Source organism: Mesorhizobium intechi (genome assembly GCF_002879535.1).
GTDB lineage: Bacteria > Pseudomonadota > Alphaproteobacteria > Rhizobiales > Rhizobiaceae > Mesorhizobium > Mesorhizobium intechi.
Genome location: NZ_PNOT02000392.1, coordinates 1 through 15,266, shown reverse-complemented (window position 1 = coordinate 15,266; position 15,266 = coordinate 1). Strand labels below are relative to the sequence as shown.

General features: G+C 60.2%; 16 protein-coding genes. 3 read left to right on the top strand and 13 right to left on the bottom strand.

What is annotated here, in order from left to right:
• From C1D09_RS32890 to C1D09_RS32845, 10 genes are all read right to left on the bottom strand, one after another.
• A partial coding sequence (locus tag C1D09_RS32890; RefSeq protein ID WP_143978073.1) for a hypothetical protein occupies nt 1-1,991 on the bottom strand: 1,991 nt, incomplete at its 3' end.
• 8 nt (nt 1,992-1,999) lie between these two features.
• Complete coding sequence (locus tag C1D09_RS32885) at nt 2,000-2,932, bottom strand: hypothetical protein (protein ID WP_143978072.1); 933 nt, start codon at nt 2,930-2,932, stop codon at nt 2,000-2,002.
• A gap of 4 nt (nt 2,933-2,936) precedes the next feature.
• Complete coding sequence (locus tag C1D09_RS32880) at nt 2,937-3,560, bottom strand: class I SAM-dependent methyltransferase (protein WP_143978071.1); 624 nt, start codon at nt 3,558-3,560, stop codon at nt 2,937-2,939.
• A 1-nt stretch (nt 3,561) separates the two neighbouring features.
• Nucleotides 3,562-4,572, bottom strand: a complete 1,011-nt coding sequence (locus tag C1D09_RS32875) for a glycosyltransferase family 2 protein (protein ID WP_246135972.1) — start codon at nt 4,570-4,572, stop codon at nt 3,562-3,564.
• A gap of 290 nt (nt 4,573-4,862) precedes the next feature.
• Nucleotides 4,863-5,741 carry a dTDP-4-dehydrorhamnose reductase gene (rfbD, locus tag C1D09_RS32870; protein WP_143978070.1) on the bottom strand — a complete coding sequence of 293 codons (879 nt, stop codon included), beginning with the start codon at nt 5,739-5,741 and terminating at the stop codon, nt 4,863-4,865.
• Nucleotides 5,738-6,808 carry a dTDP-glucose 4,6-dehydratase gene (gene rfbB / locus C1D09_RS32865; protein WP_143978069.1) on the bottom strand — a complete coding sequence of 357 codons (1,071 nt, stop codon included), beginning with the start codon at nt 6,806-6,808 and terminating at the stop codon, nt 5,738-5,740. Before rfbB ends, rfbD begins: the two co-directional genes overlap by 4 nt.
• A 19-nt stretch (nt 6,809-6,827) precedes the next feature.
• Complete coding sequence (gene rfbC / locus C1D09_RS32860) at nt 6,828-7,379, bottom strand: dTDP-4-dehydrorhamnose 3,5-epimerase (protein WP_010914935.1); 552 nt, start codon at nt 7,377-7,379, stop codon at nt 6,828-6,830.
• A 3-nt stretch (nt 7,380-7,382) separates the two neighbouring features.
• Nucleotides 7,383-8,264 (bottom strand): glucose-1-phosphate thymidylyltransferase RfbA, encoded by an 882-nt coding sequence (gene rfbA, locus C1D09_RS32855; protein ID WP_143978068.1) that lies wholly within the window; start codon nt 8,262-8,264, stop codon nt 7,383-7,385.
• Nucleotides 8,265-8,398: 134 nt separating this feature from the next.
• Nucleotides 8,399-9,418 carry an NAD-dependent epimerase gene (locus tag C1D09_RS32850; protein ID WP_143978067.1) on the bottom strand — a complete coding sequence of 340 codons (1,020 nt, stop codon included), beginning with the start codon at nt 9,416-9,418 and terminating at the stop codon, nt 8,399-8,401.
• 64 nt (nt 9,419-9,482) lie between these two features.
• Nucleotides 9,483-10,073 carry a biotin transporter BioY gene (locus C1D09_RS32845; RefSeq protein ID WP_143978066.1) on the bottom strand — a complete coding sequence of 197 codons (591 nt, stop codon included), beginning with the start codon at nt 10,071-10,073 and terminating at the stop codon, nt 9,483-9,485.
• A 113-nt stretch (nt 10,074-10,186) separates the two neighbouring features.
• Here C1D09_RS32845 and C1D09_RS32840 point away from each other — a divergent pair, with 113 nt between their 5' ends.
• Nucleotides 10,187-11,095, top strand: coding sequence for an MBL fold metallo-hydrolase (locus tag C1D09_RS32840; RefSeq protein ID WP_143978065.1), 909 nt, complete (start codon nt 10,187-10,189; stop codon nt 11,093-11,095).
• Nucleotides 11,096-11,150: 55 nt separating this feature from the next.
• On the opposite strand, the gene C1D09_RS32835 is transcribed toward C1D09_RS32840, so the two are convergent.
• Nucleotides 11,151-11,936, bottom strand: coding sequence for a DUF1499 domain-containing protein (locus C1D09_RS32835; protein WP_143978064.1), 786 nt, complete (start codon nt 11,934-11,936; stop codon nt 11,151-11,153).
• Nucleotides 11,937-12,016: 80 nt separating this feature from the next.
• Nucleotides 12,017-13,645, bottom strand: a complete 1,629-nt coding sequence (locus tag C1D09_RS32830; RefSeq protein WP_143978063.1) for a fatty-acid--CoA ligase — start codon at nt 13,643-13,645, stop codon at nt 12,017-12,019.
• Between the two features lie 324 nt (nt 13,646-13,969).
• Here C1D09_RS32830 and C1D09_RS32825 point away from each other — a divergent pair, with 324 nt between their 5' ends.
• Together C1D09_RS32825 and C1D09_RS32820 are read left to right on the top strand one after the other, a co-directional pair.
• On the top strand, nt 13,970-14,326 hold the full coding sequence (locus tag C1D09_RS32825; RefSeq protein ID WP_143978062.1) for a hypothetical protein: 357 nt from the start codon (nt 13,970-13,972) through the stop codon (nt 14,324-14,326).
• 132 nt (nt 14,327-14,458) lie between these two features.
• The gene (locus C1D09_RS32820; protein ID WP_143978061.1) at nt 14,459-14,848 is read left to right on the top strand and encodes a DUF427 domain-containing protein; all 390 of its coding nucleotides are present in this window, start codon (nt 14,459-14,461) and stop codon (nt 14,846-14,848) included.
• 23 nt (nt 14,849-14,871) lie between these two features.
• Here C1D09_RS32820 and C1D09_RS32815 read toward each other — a convergent pair.
• Nucleotides 14,872-15,266, bottom strand: a 395-nt coding sequence (locus tag C1D09_RS32815; RefSeq protein ID WP_484177376.1) for a polysaccharide deacetylase family protein, incomplete at its 5' end; no start/stop codon positions are given.

The window sequence follows — 15,266 nt, the reverse complement described above, 5'->3', positions numbered from 1 at the left end:
GTTTCGAAAGCCCACGCACTGAGCGGCTTCTCGCTATCCGGCTTAATCATTGAAATGACGTAGCGATAGGTTCCGGCCGCAAGAGGGACATCTTGATTGAAACGAAAGGTCGCGAATTGGTTGTTGCGTATCGCCTCCGGCGGCAATTCAGCATGGGCTACGAGGAGTGCGTCCCGGTAAAGATCAAGCGTCACTGCCGAAGGGGCGAAATCCCGATCATAGGTTGCGAGCAGCACTTGCACATTCGTCGCGTTCATGGACTTGTCGATCGACAAGTCCCCCTTAAGGGCACCGCTATTAAGGGGGAGAGTAGCCCGCTGGCCAGTGCCAGCAGTTTCGTAACCCCAATCGACACAAATGTCTTTAATAAGAAGGAAACGGATTGCGGCATAGGTGATGAACCGACTGGAGAAGTTAATGTCAGAGCATTGAATGACCGAGGCCGTATAAGTTGTCTGATATGAAGGCAATATGTCAGCGATTATCTTCCTTTGAGCATCGGTACGAAATCCGTGAGCAAACAACTCTGGCAATCGGTAGTTTGATACAAAACCAGAGACATGAAAGCTGTCATCTGCAATAACACTTTGACCCGGAAAAATCTTAGATAAGACGTAGGATATAGATGGAGTGTCTGGAAAAAATGTGTCGATGTCAGGTCGCGCATTATACTGCCTGAACCAATACCCGAGATTAATTGCCTGCAATGCGCACAGAAACAGTACCGCATGCAATTTATAAGGCGAATTAATTCTTGAAGGCGATACGGACTCCATAGAAGGCAGTATGATGGAGATTGAGTAAGACGACAATATAGCTGCCGACACTCCGAATAATATCGACCCTCGGCTCCATGCGTTGAAGCCGAACCCCGGAATTGCCTCCACTAATTCGGCGGGCGCCCCCCCAAAAACAGTGGCCAGCATGAAGATCGCCACGATTAACCCAAAAAAGGCAAACCGATTGGGAAACTTAAAAATAAGACATAGTGCAAGAAGAGCAAGGAGAGCGGCGGGGGCTCCAGCCGAAAAAATGCGCTCAACGCGGAAATGATTCACAAAGTCGAAGCCGAACATATAAATGATATCGTAGGGCGTGAACCACGTTCCACCTGTTCGGCTCGATAGATCAGTTGAACCTAGAATGCCCTTAACTTGCAAGAGACCTGGAAGGGCGAGGAGCGCACCGGCAATACCTGCACATCCCAACCCCATAGCTCGTCTGATCGCAAGCTGGTTGATGCCGGGGCTCCAGAGTTCGATGCCGAGGAGTATGACTGCCAGTGTCACGGATGAGAGAGCGCCAAGGAGGGCCACAAATGGAAAGCCGCCCAAGGCCATAAGGGCCACGCTGAAGGAGAACCCCAAGGCCCAACTCAAACGGCCTGTTTGCCAATATCGAAGTTGGGTAGCGAGCACCCATGGAATTAGAGCGCCGGTCGTCACGTGCGGCCAATGTGCCCAGGCGATGTTGAAACCGCAAAATGCAAATACCATGGCACCGAAAACCGCGGCCACATGGTTTCTGAACATGAAAAACAACAGAAAATAGGTGCCGAAAGCAGCCAGGAGATAATTTGACAGAATTGCGAGCGTGTAGCCCATGGCCTCATTCGGCGTAAGGGCATAAACTAAAAACGGTATTGAAAGGCCTTCATAGATCGGTGCCTGGATGCCAGCCGCACCGAGTTGATGGAGCGGGTTCCATAGCGGGATATGACCTTCCCGCAACTCTCGCCTGAACTCCCGCCAGTTCGGCAGCCGATGATCCAACGCGTCGGAACGCTCTATGTTGACAAGTGGAGTGTCGATCCCGGCATTGTCCCATCCTGGATAAGCCAACATCAAATCCATCGGCGCCAGCGTTTGCCGAAAAGGATTAACGCCCACAATCCCCAGGACCAGAACGAAAAGAAGCACCATCGAAATGATGTGACGCAAGAACGGAATCCGGTCCGGCAAATGGGTGTCTTGCACGGATGTCGCCGTCATTTGCCTCGTCATGCACTTTTCCCTTTTCGGATAGCCAGCTCTACCAAGGCGACCAGGCAATCTCCAAGAACGGTGACAAGCCGGTTGCCGAGGGCAGCCGCGGTAGCCGATGGAGGGGGCAAACCTGCGGCAGTCAATCCCATGATCAGAACGGCCTCGCGCACGCCAAGCCCGCCAGGCGCCCCCGGAACGACAAAGCCAATGAGCCAGGCCGTGGCTCCTATGCCGATCAACTCAGCAACATGGCCTCCATCGCTTATGGCCCTCACAAGCGCGACGATCAGAAACCCGTTGCCCATGAAAAACAGCGCATAGAGGAAAAAGGCCTCTGCACATGTGATGAGCGCCCTGTTCCCAATGTCCGCCATCCTGAAGCGGAACAAAAGTCCCATCCCAAACACGATCGCCAAAAGACCGGCAGCGATCAATCCCACAGTCACGGTAGGGTTGCCGGGACCATACCGCGCATACGCAGCTTGGAAAATCGGCCACGCCATCAGCGCGCCCGACGCCCCGGCGGCGAGAACAATGATGGACAGCTCCCCCACCTGGGCAACGGCAAGCGCCCTGTTCGAGGCCCCGGCACCGCGGGCAAGGGCGAAGCGACCAACCATATGCATCACATTGCTCGGCAGGTATTTGTAAATCTGCGTCCTTCCAAAAATAGCCAGCGCACGACCCAATCCAAGCGACGGTCCGTCGACGAGAACCAGGAACCGATACCAGGCGATGCCGACCAGTTGCAGAATGGCGGCATAAGCGACAGCGCACCCCGCTATGGCGATCAAGAAGAGTGGGGAAACGAGCTGACGCTGCACATCGCCGAAGGAGCGATGGATCGCCAGCCCCACGAAGACCAGCGCCGCGAGGCTGACGGCCATCGCTCCAAGGCGAACCAAAGACTTTAGCCTGCTGCTTTTGGGTGGCTGTGCCGTCTGCATTGCCTCAGTCACAGCGGCAAAGAACCATGGTCCAAGGAAAGGGCTTGCTGACTTTCACGACCTTTAGCGTCTTGCTTAGAAGATCGATAAAAGACGCGGATGACCAGTGATTGATATGCCCTGGCGTGTTGCCAAACTGGGTTACATATTTTCCCCTGGCCACATTCAGGATCCGCCAGATCGGCTCTCGCGGCACGCTGACAAGGAGATACGGCTTGCCAAGCGACTTCAGGACCGAGAGCGCTTGTTGCGTATTTGGAACATGCTCCAGAACCTCACAGCATATTACCAATTCAGCGGAGTTCACCTGCGGTGTCAGTTCGAAAAGGGAGCGCGTTTCAAACAGCGGCGCTATCCCACGCTTGACGCATTGCTCGTTGGCCTGCGAAACACTGACGCCTTCCAGATCGCTGCCGCGGACATTCCACCCCCGATCATGAAGTCGAATCGACAGATTTCCTTCTCCGCAGCCGACCTCGTAGGAATTGCGAACGCCTGTCTCAGCCGTCAACGCATCGAAGCTGCTTAAAAAGCCATCCATCAAATATCGCGCAACCGGATTCCGGGTGTTGTACTTGTCATAGTAATTACCTGGAATGTTGTCGTAAGCGACCGGCGTATCATTCATCTTATATCGTTCCGCCTACACTTTCTTTCTTGATTTTGCTCTCAGCTGTAAACGAGCGGATCCTGGCCTTTGCACCATACTCTTGCTGCAATTGCCTGATCCTTATTTCTTCAAGCAGTTGCCTGTTGACCGCGATGAGCTCGGAAATGATGCCGCTCATCGCAAGAATGCCGGCAAGCGCGAGCAAGGCGCTGGACAGAACGAGTGACTGGATGTTGCCACTGCCTTCGCCTATCAAATAGTGGACAAGGAACCGGACAACCCCAATCAACCCCGGCGTGGCGACGATTGCCGCACATGTCGAGAAGAAGCGCAGCGGGCTGTAGACGACAAAAATCCTCACGACCGTTATCAACGAGCGCCGCACATAGCTCGGTATGCTCTTGACCAGTCGCGAGGGCCTGAGATCGCCGTTGACACGGATCGGCACCGAGGTGATCGGGATGTTCCTGCGCCCCGCCTGGATGATCGTTTCCAGCGTATAGGTATAGCGGTTGAAGACATTGAGCTGTATCGCCGCGTCGCGATGGATGGCCCGGAAACCGCTCGGGGCGTCAGGGACCGTCGTGCCACTGGCAAGCTTGACAACGAAGCTGCCAAGCTTCTGCAGAAATTTCTTGATCGGTGAAAAATGCTCTATCTCACTGATCGGCCTTGCGCCGATGACGATCTGAGCCTTTTTCTCCAGTATGGGCCTGACGAGATCGGGAATGCAGGAGGCATCGTACTGGTTGTCCGCATCGGTGTTGACGATGACGTCCGCGCCCAGTTTCAGCGCGGTTTCGATGCCGGTCATGAACGCTTTGGCAAGCCCCTGATTATGAGGCAGCGAGACCACGTGATCGACGCCGTTTTCCCGGGCAACCTCGACTGTTCGGTCGGTGGAGCCATCATCGATTACGAGCCATTCCACCGTGCTGAAACCCGCGACCTGACGCGGCAGATCGGCCAGCGTGACGGCGAGCGTCCCCTCCTCATTCAAGCATGGGATTTGAATAATAAGCTTTGACAATCCACCCTCTTCTTTCCGCAAGGCTGATCGGCTGCCGTCTTCCATACGGACCTAAAGAACTTTGCTTCCACGCGCTACCTGCTTTGGCAAAATAAGCTGTTTTTGCGGCTGTCAACAACGGCGCGAGAAGGCACCGGGCGGCGCCGAGTTCATGGCATTCAGGCGAATTCGCTCAGGGAGCCATCATGCATTGGTCACCAGCCGGACGACGGGGCGCCGACATTGACCGACATCTGTTCTGAGCTAGCCAGCGCGGGTGGCCGGCTTTGCCTTGCACCGGTTCGCGTCTCTCAGGACAGGACCCGACGCACCACCGCTTGCGTCGAAAGCCGCCAGTCCGGCGCAGACCAGCCGAAGGCGGAGGCGAACTTCGCGCTCGACAGCCGGGAATTGGCAGGGCGTCGCGCCTTGGTCGGGTAGTCAGCCGTCGTAATGTCGCGGACCCGCGCTGAAGGACCGCCAGACACGCGGCTGGTGTCGAGGATATGACGGGCAAAGCCGCTCCAGTTGGTCTCGCCCGTGCCGGCCAGATGATAGGTTCCGAACGCGGCGAAGTCCTTGTTGCGGTGCAGCGTTGCCGCGGCATGCAGGATCGCATCGGCGATATCCAGCGCTGAGGTGGGATTTCCCCACTGATCGGCCACCACCGCAATCTCGTCGCGGTCGGCCGCAAGCCGAAGCATGGTTTTGACGAAATTCTTGCCGAATGGACTGTAGACCCAGGCGGTGCGCAGGATCAGGTTGCGCGGATTGGCGGCGGCCACCGCCTGTTCGCCGGCGAGCTTGGAAGCGCCGTATACGCTGGCTGGCGCGGTTGCGTCGGTTTCGACATAGTCACCGGAAGCGCTGCCGTCGAAAACGTAGTCTGTCGAAAGGTGGATGACGGGAACGCCAAGCCGCGCCGCGGCTTGCGCCACCTTGCCGGCGCCGACGGCGTTCACCCTGAATGCCAGGTCGGGCTCATCCTCGGCCTGGTCCACGGCCGTGTAGGCGGCAGCCGACACGACGATGTCAGGCTTGGCCGCAGCAATGGCTTCGATCACGGTGTCGGGGTTTGCCAGGTCGAGCCGCGGGCGGCCAATGGCGATGACGTCTACACCGGCAAGCTGACCAGCCTCCAGAAGGCTCGACACAACCTGGCCTTCGCGTCCGGTGACAACGAGCCTCACGCGGCCCCCTTGCGGGCTTCGCCCAGTCTTTCGCCGGCATAGTTCTGCTCGCGGATCGGCCCCCACCACCATTTGTTGTCGAGGTACCAGTCCACGGTTCTGGCCAGGCCGCTGTCGAAATTCTCGTTGGGCGCCCAGCCGAGGTCCCGGCTTATCTTCGATGCGTCGATGGCATAGCGGCGGTCATGGCCGGGGCGGTCGGTGACGAAGGAAATCAGGTCGCGGTAGCTCTTGCCGCCGGCCCGGGGACGCCTGCTGTCGAGCAGGTCGCAGATCGTCTCGACGACGCTGAGGTTTGTCCGCTCCGAATTGCCGCCGACATTGTAGCTCTCACCCGGCGTGCCTTTGGTGGCAACCAGCTCCAGCGCGCGCGCATGGTCCTCGACGAACAGCCAGTCGCGCACATTGGCGCCGGCGCCATAGACCGGCAGCGGCTTTTCGTCGAGCGCGTTGAGGATGACGAGCGGGATCAGTTTTTCGGGAAAATGATAGGGGCCGTAATTGTTCGAACAGTTGGAGAGCACGACCGGCAGGCCGTAGGTCTCGTGCCAGGCGCGGACCAAATGGTCAGAGGCCGCCTTCGAGGCCGAATAGGGCGAGGACGGCGCGTAAGGCGTCTCCTCGACGAACATGCCGCCATCGAAAGGCAGGTCGCCGAACACTTCATCGGTCGACACGTGATGAAAGCGGAAGCGGCCTTTCCTGTCGTCGGCAAGGCCGCGCCAGTATTCGAGCGCCGCATTGAGGATGCGGTAGGTACCGACGATGTTGGTCTCGATGAAGGCGCCAGGTCCATCGATCGAGCGGTCGACATGGCTCTCGGCGGCAAGGTTCATGACGATGTCGATATCGTCACGGCGCATTATGTCGAGCACCGCTTTCTCGTCGCATATGTCGACCTGGGCGAACCGATAATTGTGCGCGTTCTCGATCTGCCGCAGCGAGGCCAGGTTGCCGGCATAGGTGAGCTTGTCGAGATTGGTCACCCTGTAGGCCGGATTGGCGCACAGATGCCGGCACACCGCCGAACCGATGAAGCCAGCACCGCCTGTCACCAGAAAATTCATGCCGCTATCCTCATGCCCATCAGGCAAACACTTCGGCCTCGGCGAGCACCGGCGCCTTGAGGTCCTTGTCCGAAAGCTGGAATCCGCCTGCCACTGAAGGCCATTCGATGCCGATGACGGGATCGTCGAAGCGAACAGACCGATCGTGCTCGGGCGAATAGGTGTCGGTAACCTTATAGAGAACCTCGGTGTCGGGCACGAGCGTCACAAAGCCATGGGCGAAGCCCTTCGGCACCAGGATCTGATTACCCTTTTCGGCCGAAATCTCGCAGGCAACCCACTTCCCGAAGGTTTTCGAACCACGGCGGATATCGACCGCGACGTCGAGAATACTGCCGCGAATGACACGCAGCAACTTGTCCTGGGCGCGCGGCTCGAGCTGGTAGTGAAGCCCTCGCAGGACGCCTGCCGTGGCGGAATAGGAATGGTTGTCCTGCACGAAAACCAAGTCGATGCCTGCCTGCGAAAACCGCTCGGCATTGTAGGTTTCCATGAAGAAGCCGCGTGCATCGCCATGTCGCTTGGGAACGATTTCCAGCACGCCATCGATGCCGAGGGACCTGATCTCCAACGCTTAGCCCTCCAACAGATCGGCGACGCGCCGCCGCAGGTAGGCGGCATATTCATTTTTGCCCAACCGGGTGGCGCGTTGCAGCACTTGCTCTGCCGTCAGCCAGCCCTGCTCGAAGGCGATCTCCTCAGGGCAAGCAACCTTGATGCCCTGCCGATGTTCGATCGTGCGCACGAAAGACGAGGCTTCGTGCAAACTGTCATGCGTGCCGGTGTCCAGCCAGGCATAGCCACGACCCAACCGGTGCACGTGCAGCTTGCCGCGCTCGAGATAGACATTATTGACCGCCGTGATCTCAAGCTCGCCACGCGCCGAGGGGCGGATCGTCGGGGCGATGTCGACCACCTCATTGTCGTAGAAATACAGACCGGTGACAGCCCAGTTCGACTTCGGCTTCTGCGGCTTTTCCTCAATCGTCAGCGCGGTTCCGGTCGCCTTCTCGAAAGACACGACACCATAGCGCTCGGGATCCTCGACATGGTAGGCGAACACCGACGCACCCGCTTCCCGCGCAGCGGCGGCGCGGCAAAGCTGCGACAGGCCGTCACCGAAATAGATGTTGTCGCCAAGAATCATCGAGACGCTGTCTTTGCCGATGAAATCCCGGCCGATAATGAAAGCTTCCGCAAGACCATTGGGCTGCGGCTGCTCGGCGTAGGAAAACGCCAGCCCGAACTCCGATCCGTCGCCGAGTAAATCACGAAAAGCCGGCAGATCACGCGGTGTCGAAACAATCAGAATCTCACGGATTCCCGCGAGCATCAGTACGCTCAGCGGATAATAAATCATCGGCTTGTCGTATATCGGAAGGATTTGCTTAGAGACTGCTAATGTCAGTGGATAAAGGCGCGTTCCACTGCCTCCAGCAAGGATAATTCCTTTCAAGAAGCTCTCCTTGACATGCCGAAGCCCCCCGGCTCTGGTCGACCGTGCTTAGGTTTCATTCAATGGCTTGTCAATGCGGCACGCGACACGGGAGAGGCCTGTTTCGCATGCCAGGACACGACCTTCAGCCACCCCTACCCAAAATACGCCTGGTACCACTCGACGAACCGCCCTACCCCGTCCGACACGGACGTGCCAGGGCGGTAGCCAACAGCCTCCTGCAGCGCGGAAGTGTCGGCGAAGGTGTCGGGCACGTCGCCGGCCTGCAGCGGCAAGAGCTCGATGACGGCCTTGCGACCAAGCGCGCTTTCCAACGCCTCGACATAAGCGGTCAGCTTCACCGGATTGTTGTTGCCGATGTTGAAGATTCGCCAGGGCGCGCTGCTCGTTGCCGGATCCGGATGGCCTGAATCCCAGGCGGGATTGCCAGCGGCAGGAACGTCGCTGGTCCGGATCACGCCTTGGGCGATGTCGTCGATATAGGTGAAGTCGCGCGTGTGGTTGCCATTGTTGAACAGCTTGATCGGATCACCGGCCAGGATGCTCCTGGTGAACAGGAACAGCGCCATGTCGGGACGCCCCCAGGGCCCGTACACGGTGAAGAAACGCAACCCCGTGGTCGGCAGCCCGAACAGATGGCTGTAGCTGTGCGCCATTAGTTCGTTGGCGCGCTTGGTCGCTGCGTAGAACTGCAGCGGATGATCGGCCGGGCGGTGCTCGGAAAACGGCATGTCGGTGTTGGCGCCGTAAACGCTCGAGGTGCTGGCATAGGTCAGGTGCGCTATGCCGCCATTGCGGCAGGCCTCCAGCATGTTGGTGAAGGCGACGATGTTGCTTTCGACATAGGCGCGTGGGTTTTCCAGGCTGTACCGCACCCCCGCCTGAGCGGCGAGATGGATCACGCGGTCGAAGTCATGATCGGCAAAGCAGCCATCCACGATTTGTCTGTCGGCAAGATTGCCGTGGATGAAATGATAGCCGGCATTGGCGCCTTGGCTGGCTTCGGCCAGCAGCCGCAGCCGCGCCTGCTTGATCCGCGGGTCATAGTAGTCGTTGACGCTGTCGATGCCGACAACGTCGTCGCCGCGCTCCAGGAGCCGCCTGGCGACATGATAGCCTATGAAGCCAGCGGCGCCTGTGACCAGAACCTTCATCGCAAGCGCCCACCCTCGGGAATGGATCCCTGACGCCTATGGCACGCCAACCTGCCCACAGACCTCAGGAGCGCTTCAGCAACGACCAGACGGCCGGCACAAGGCTTGCCGCCAGGGCAACCTTGATGAGGTCGCCGACGATGAACGGCGCGACGCCGAACTGCCAGGACTTTTCCGGGCCGATCAGCAGCGCCAGCCAGGCAAAGCCCATCGCCATCATCACCACTTCGGCTACCAGCATAGCGTTAAAAAGCTTGATCGGGTGGCGATCCCAGCCGCGATCCGCGGCCCAGCCGACAATCGCCGCCATGACGACAAAGCCCGCGAGATAGCCACCCGTCGGGCCGACCATGTAGGCAAGGCCAATGCCCTTCTCCGGTGTACCCTGGAAGACCGGGAACCCCATCGCGCCCTCCGCCATGTAGAGCAGCAACGTCGCGACGCCGAGGCGCAGGCCGAAGGCGGCGGCGATCAGCAAGACGGCGAGCGTCTGCATCGAGATGTCGACGGGCCCCAGCACAACCTTGGTCTTGGCCGACAAGGTCAGCAGCAGCGTTCCGGCGATCGCCAGGAAGAACTGTGTTGCCAGTCGCGCCGCGCCTTCCTGCGGCAAAGCCAGAGAAACAAGCGGGCGCATCGTCGTTGCAGTTGCCATGGTCTTCCCCAATCGATCTAGCGCGATCCGATAATCGCGGTCCTGCGTTTTCCTATATTGGCTTGCGTGCTATGCGGCAATCGGTTTTGCCGTTCCGGGAACAATGTGCCGACATGGCTCTCAAATTCGATACCAGCTTCGATCCGCACTACGGCCAAGGCGTGAACGTCGGCCCGGACGTGCAGCGCGTCACGGTCCGGAACCCCAGTCCCTTCACCTTTCATGGCACCAACAGCTATGTCGTTGGGCGCGACACGCTGGCGGTGATCGATCCCGGACCGGATGACGAGGCGCATCTTGAGACCTTGCTCGACGTGATCGCCGGCAGGCCGGTCAGCCATATCTTCGTCAGCCACACGCATCGCGACCATTCCCCGCTGGCGGCCCGACTGAAGGGGCACACCGGCGCTTTGGTGATGGCGGAAGGGCCCCACCGGCCGGCGAGGCCACTGCATATCGGCGAGACCAATGCCCTCGACGCCAGCGCCGACACCGCTTTCATACCCGACATCGCACTGCCGGACGGCGCGTTGGTCGCCGGCGACGGCTGGGCGATCCGTACGGTTCTGACCCCCGGCCACACCGCCAATCACGCGGTGTTCGCGCTGGAAGAAACCGGTATCCTGTTTTCGGCCGATCACGTCATGGCGTGGGCGACATCGATCGTCGCGCCGCCGGACGGGGCCATGGCCGATTACATGGCATCGCTGGACCGCCTGATCGAGCGCGACGACCGCCTGCTTCTGCCTGGACACGGCGGGCCGGTCACGAGGCCCCGCGCTTTCATGCGGGGATTGAAGACGCATCGCAAAATGCGCGAACGGGCCATATTGGAACGGGTCAGAGCCGGGGACCGGACGGTTCCCGACATGGTCAGGGCGATCTACAGGGATACAGATCCCCGGTTGCATGGCGCCGCAGGACTGTCGGTGCTTGCCCATCTCGAGGACCTGGTGGCGCGCGGCCTGGTATCGACGGATGCCGCCCCCGCCATCGACGGTATTTTCACGCCGTCGCGATAGGCCGGTCTGCCCGGTGCCCAACCCTCCTCGCACGCGCCGGTTCGGCGAGAAGTGCCTATTCGGCCGGAGCCGCTCCGACCTGGCCGGCGACTTCCTGATCCAGTTCCGCCAGGAAATCGGTGATGCGCGCGGCATTGTCGCCAAGGTCGTAGCGGCCGTAACGCGAAGCCGAGCGCATGTCGACGATCACGCTATCGCCATCGTCCGTCACGCGGATGGCCACATCGGCCGGCAGTCCGAGCACAAAGCCCTTGGCGACAGCGGTTATGGTCACGTCGCCTTGCCCGGCGAGGTCGGGATAGGGTTCGGAAAGATCCCAGTTGCGCCGGTCGAGCACGGTTTCGACGGCATTGACGACGGTCTCGAATGGCAGGTCGTAGCTGCGCGCGGTGACCAATGGATAGCTGTCGGTCTGCAGCCTCTGTTCGCCCGGCGTCGATGGGGACAGCACATTCATGTCCTTCGTCCGCTCGCTGACGTCGAGCGCGGGCGGCTCATCGAAATCGGTCGAAATGTCCCTGAGCGGCGGGTAGATCGTCGCCCAATAGGCGGCGACGCCATACGGGACCAGCACCAGCAGTGCCAGCAAGGCGCCGACGGTCAGGTCGCGCCCGCCGCGATCACCGAATTTCCATAGTCTCGAAAAAGCGAAGGCGGCGAACAGCAGCGCCAGCGCCGCCAGCAGCGCGACGATGCCCAGCACCCACAGGAACACCGGCGTTTCGACGAGATCGAAGCGGTAACCGACGACGTCGGTAAGCAAAAGCACAGCTGAAAATGCGGCCGTGCGCCGCGACCAGCCGGCAGCCTTCGACGTTCGCCGTTCGGGAATGCTAACCATGGTTCTCTGCGTTGCCCCAACCCGGACGGAGGTTTAGTGCCTTTTCGAGGCGGCTTGAAGCCGAAACACGCAACATCCCCTCAATCCGTCGGCAGGCGGTAGTCCCTGAACTGCTTTCGCAAGGTAGTCTTCTGGATCTTGCCGGTCGCGGTATGCGGTATTTCGCCGACGAAAGCGATGTCGTCGGGCATCCACCACTTGGCCACCCTGCCGTCCATGAAGCCGAGAATATCCGCCTTGGTCGGCTCCTTGCCCGGCTTGGCGACGACGACCAGCAGGGGTCGCTCGCCCCATTTCGAATGATGGACGCCGATGGCCGCCGCTTCCGCCACGTCCGGATGGCCGACAGCCAGATTCTCGAGGTCGATGGTCGAAATCCATTCGCCGCCGGACTTGATGACGTCCTTGGCGCGATCCGTGATCTGCATGTAGCCGCCGGCGTCGATGTGGGCGACATCTCCGGTATCGAACCAGCCGTCCTCATCGAATTGCTCCGCCCCGGCGCCACCATAATAGGCGCGAGCGACGGCCGGGCCGCGCACTTTCAGGCGGCCAAAGGTCTTGCCATCCCAGGGTTGCGCATTGTTCTCGTCATCGGTCACCTTCATTTCGACGCCGAAGGGCGGGTAGCCCTGCTTCTGCTTGACATCAAGCCGAGCCTCGCCTTGGAGAGCGGTATACTCCGGCTTCAAGGTGCACAGGGTGCCGAGCGGCGACATTTCAGTCATCCCCCAGGCATGGATGACCTCGACACCATAGTCGTCCTGGAACCTCGTCATGATCGCGCGCGGACAGGCAGAACCGCCGATGACGACCTTGTTCAGATAGGGAAGCTTCTTGCCGGTCTCCTCCAGATATTGCAGCAGCATCATCCAGACGGTCGGCACGGCGGCGCTGAAGGTTACCTTCTCGGTGTCGAGCAATTCATAGATCGAGGCGCCGTCCATCTTGCAGCCGGGCATGACCAGCTTGGCGCCGATCATCGGGCCGCTCTGGCCAAGACCCCAGGCATTGGCATGGAACATCGGCACAACCGGCAGGATCGTGTCGCGCGACGACAGGCCCATCGCGTCAGGCATGGCGGCGATCATGGCGTGGAGCACGTTCGAGCGGTGGCTGTAGACGACGCCCTTGGGATCGCCCGTGGTGCCCGATGTATAGCACATGCCGGCTGCGGTGCCTTCGTCGAAAGTCTTCCAGGCGAAGTCGCCATCGACCTGGTCAAGCCAGTCCTCATAGGCGACGGCATTGGGCAAGGTCGTCTGCGGCATGTGCGCCTTGTCGGTCAGCACGATCACCTTTTTCAGCGATTTGACGGCGCCGGCGATCTTCTCCAGCAGCGGTATGAAGGTGAGGTCGACGAAGACGGCCTTGTCCTCGGCATGGTTCATGATCCAGACGATCTGCTCGGGAAACAGGCGCGGATTGAGCGTGTGATAGATCGCGCCGACCCCCATGATGCCGTACCAGGCCTCGAGGTGGCGCGCCGTGTTCCAGGCCAGCGTGGCGATGCGGTCGCCCAAGCCAAAGCCGTCCCGCTCCAGCCGCTGGGCGACCTTGAGCGAACGACGATGGATGTCGGCATAGGTGGTGCGCTCGATCGGCCCCTCGATCGAGCGCGACACGATCTCGCGCACCCCATGCTGCCGTTCGGCGTTGTCGATGAGCTTGTGGCACAGCAGCGGCCATTCCTGCATCAGCCCCAGCATCCGGTTCCTCCTCCCTTGCGCATTTTTGCGCCTTAGCTTTTGCGCATTGTGAAGCGAACCGACGGATTGTCCAGTCACCCGCTCGCGCGGGACACGAATTTCAGGGCCCGTGCCGCAACGGCAAGCAGTTGAATTTTGACGTCTTTTGGATTTTGAACTGCTGGGCATTCATGCCGGCGCGATGGCATGAGGGTCAAAAACACCGCAGCCGCGACGGTGTCGTATCCCACGAAATGACCGGGAAATCCGCCACAATCCGGCCATCGTCGCCGTTAAGCTTCGTTAACGGGTAAAGGGGGCGATTGGCGACTGAAAGAGGTTCGCATGGACACGCAGCTCGACGACAAAGCCCTTGAGATCACACTTGCCGAAAGCCTGGCCGATCTGGTGCCGGACGAAAAGACCGTTTCCGAAGACGAATTTGTTGAAGTTGTCGGCGGCGCGCTCGAAGCGGTCGGCGGCACGCTGCTGTTCAAGATGTGCGTCCAGAACGAAGGGGAAGGCCAGCACGTCGCGGCCGCATCCGTCGGCGCTGGAGGCAATCGCCAGTTCCTGCTGCTCACCTTGCCGACCGGCGGCGGCTCGCTGAAAGTCGAGACCGTTTCCAGAAGCAGCAACCCGGTTGCGGGCATCGCGGCCGCCTATGCCGGACTGATGGACGCATTCAAGACCGCCGCGTGAGCCTCGGCTGACGCTCGAAAGCCCTGTCGCGCCACGCCTCGGCGATTGGCGCGCCTGTTTTCGTGATCCGAACCCACCTTGCGCAACAGCCGAGCCCGCCACACCTTAAGGGGCCACGCAAGGAGAACCAGCATGGACCAGATCGCCAACCCGGCACCCGGCTTCCAGCGCAACCCCGACAAGATCATCACCATCGAACCCTACGTCGGCACAGTCACGGTGCGCGCCGGCGATACGGTCATCGCGTTGTCCACGAGGGCCAAGGTGCTGAGCGAAGCGCCCTATCCGGCCGTCTTCTACATTCCGTTCGCCGACATCGATTTCGACAGGCTGAGAGGCACCGAACACTCGACCCATTGCCCCTACAAGGGCGATGCCACCTATTGGAGCGTGCTGCCTGCCGGCGAAACCGGTCAGAATGCGATGTGGGCCTATGAGCGGCCTTTCGACGAAATGACCGAAATCCGCGACCACGGTGCGTTCTACGCCAGCAAGGTCACGATCGAAGCCACGCCCGGTTAAGCAGCAGTGGACGTCTTGCTGAATTAGTCCGTGGTGCCGTGATTGCCCGTGCCGTCGGCGTCGTCGAGGCGCACGAACGTCATGCCTTTGGCTTTCAGCGCCAGCAGGCCTTGCACCACGCCCTCCCCGGCGGCGTGGGTCGGCTGGTTGATGTGTGAGATGATGACGTCACCGTCCTTTGCAGCAGCGATGCGCCTGGCGGTTTCCTTGGCGCCGAGCAGCGAACCGCCGTCACCATTGATCGAGAAGCCGGCAATCTTGAAGCCGAGCTTGCGGATCATCGCGATCGCCGAGGGGCTGTATTCGGCGGTTGCGCCGCGGAACCATTTGGGCGCGGGCTGACCGGTCCTGGCAAGCGCCGCGGCCCCTGACTCGACTTCGGCCAGCACAGCATCCGGGCTGCCGGCACTCTTTATGC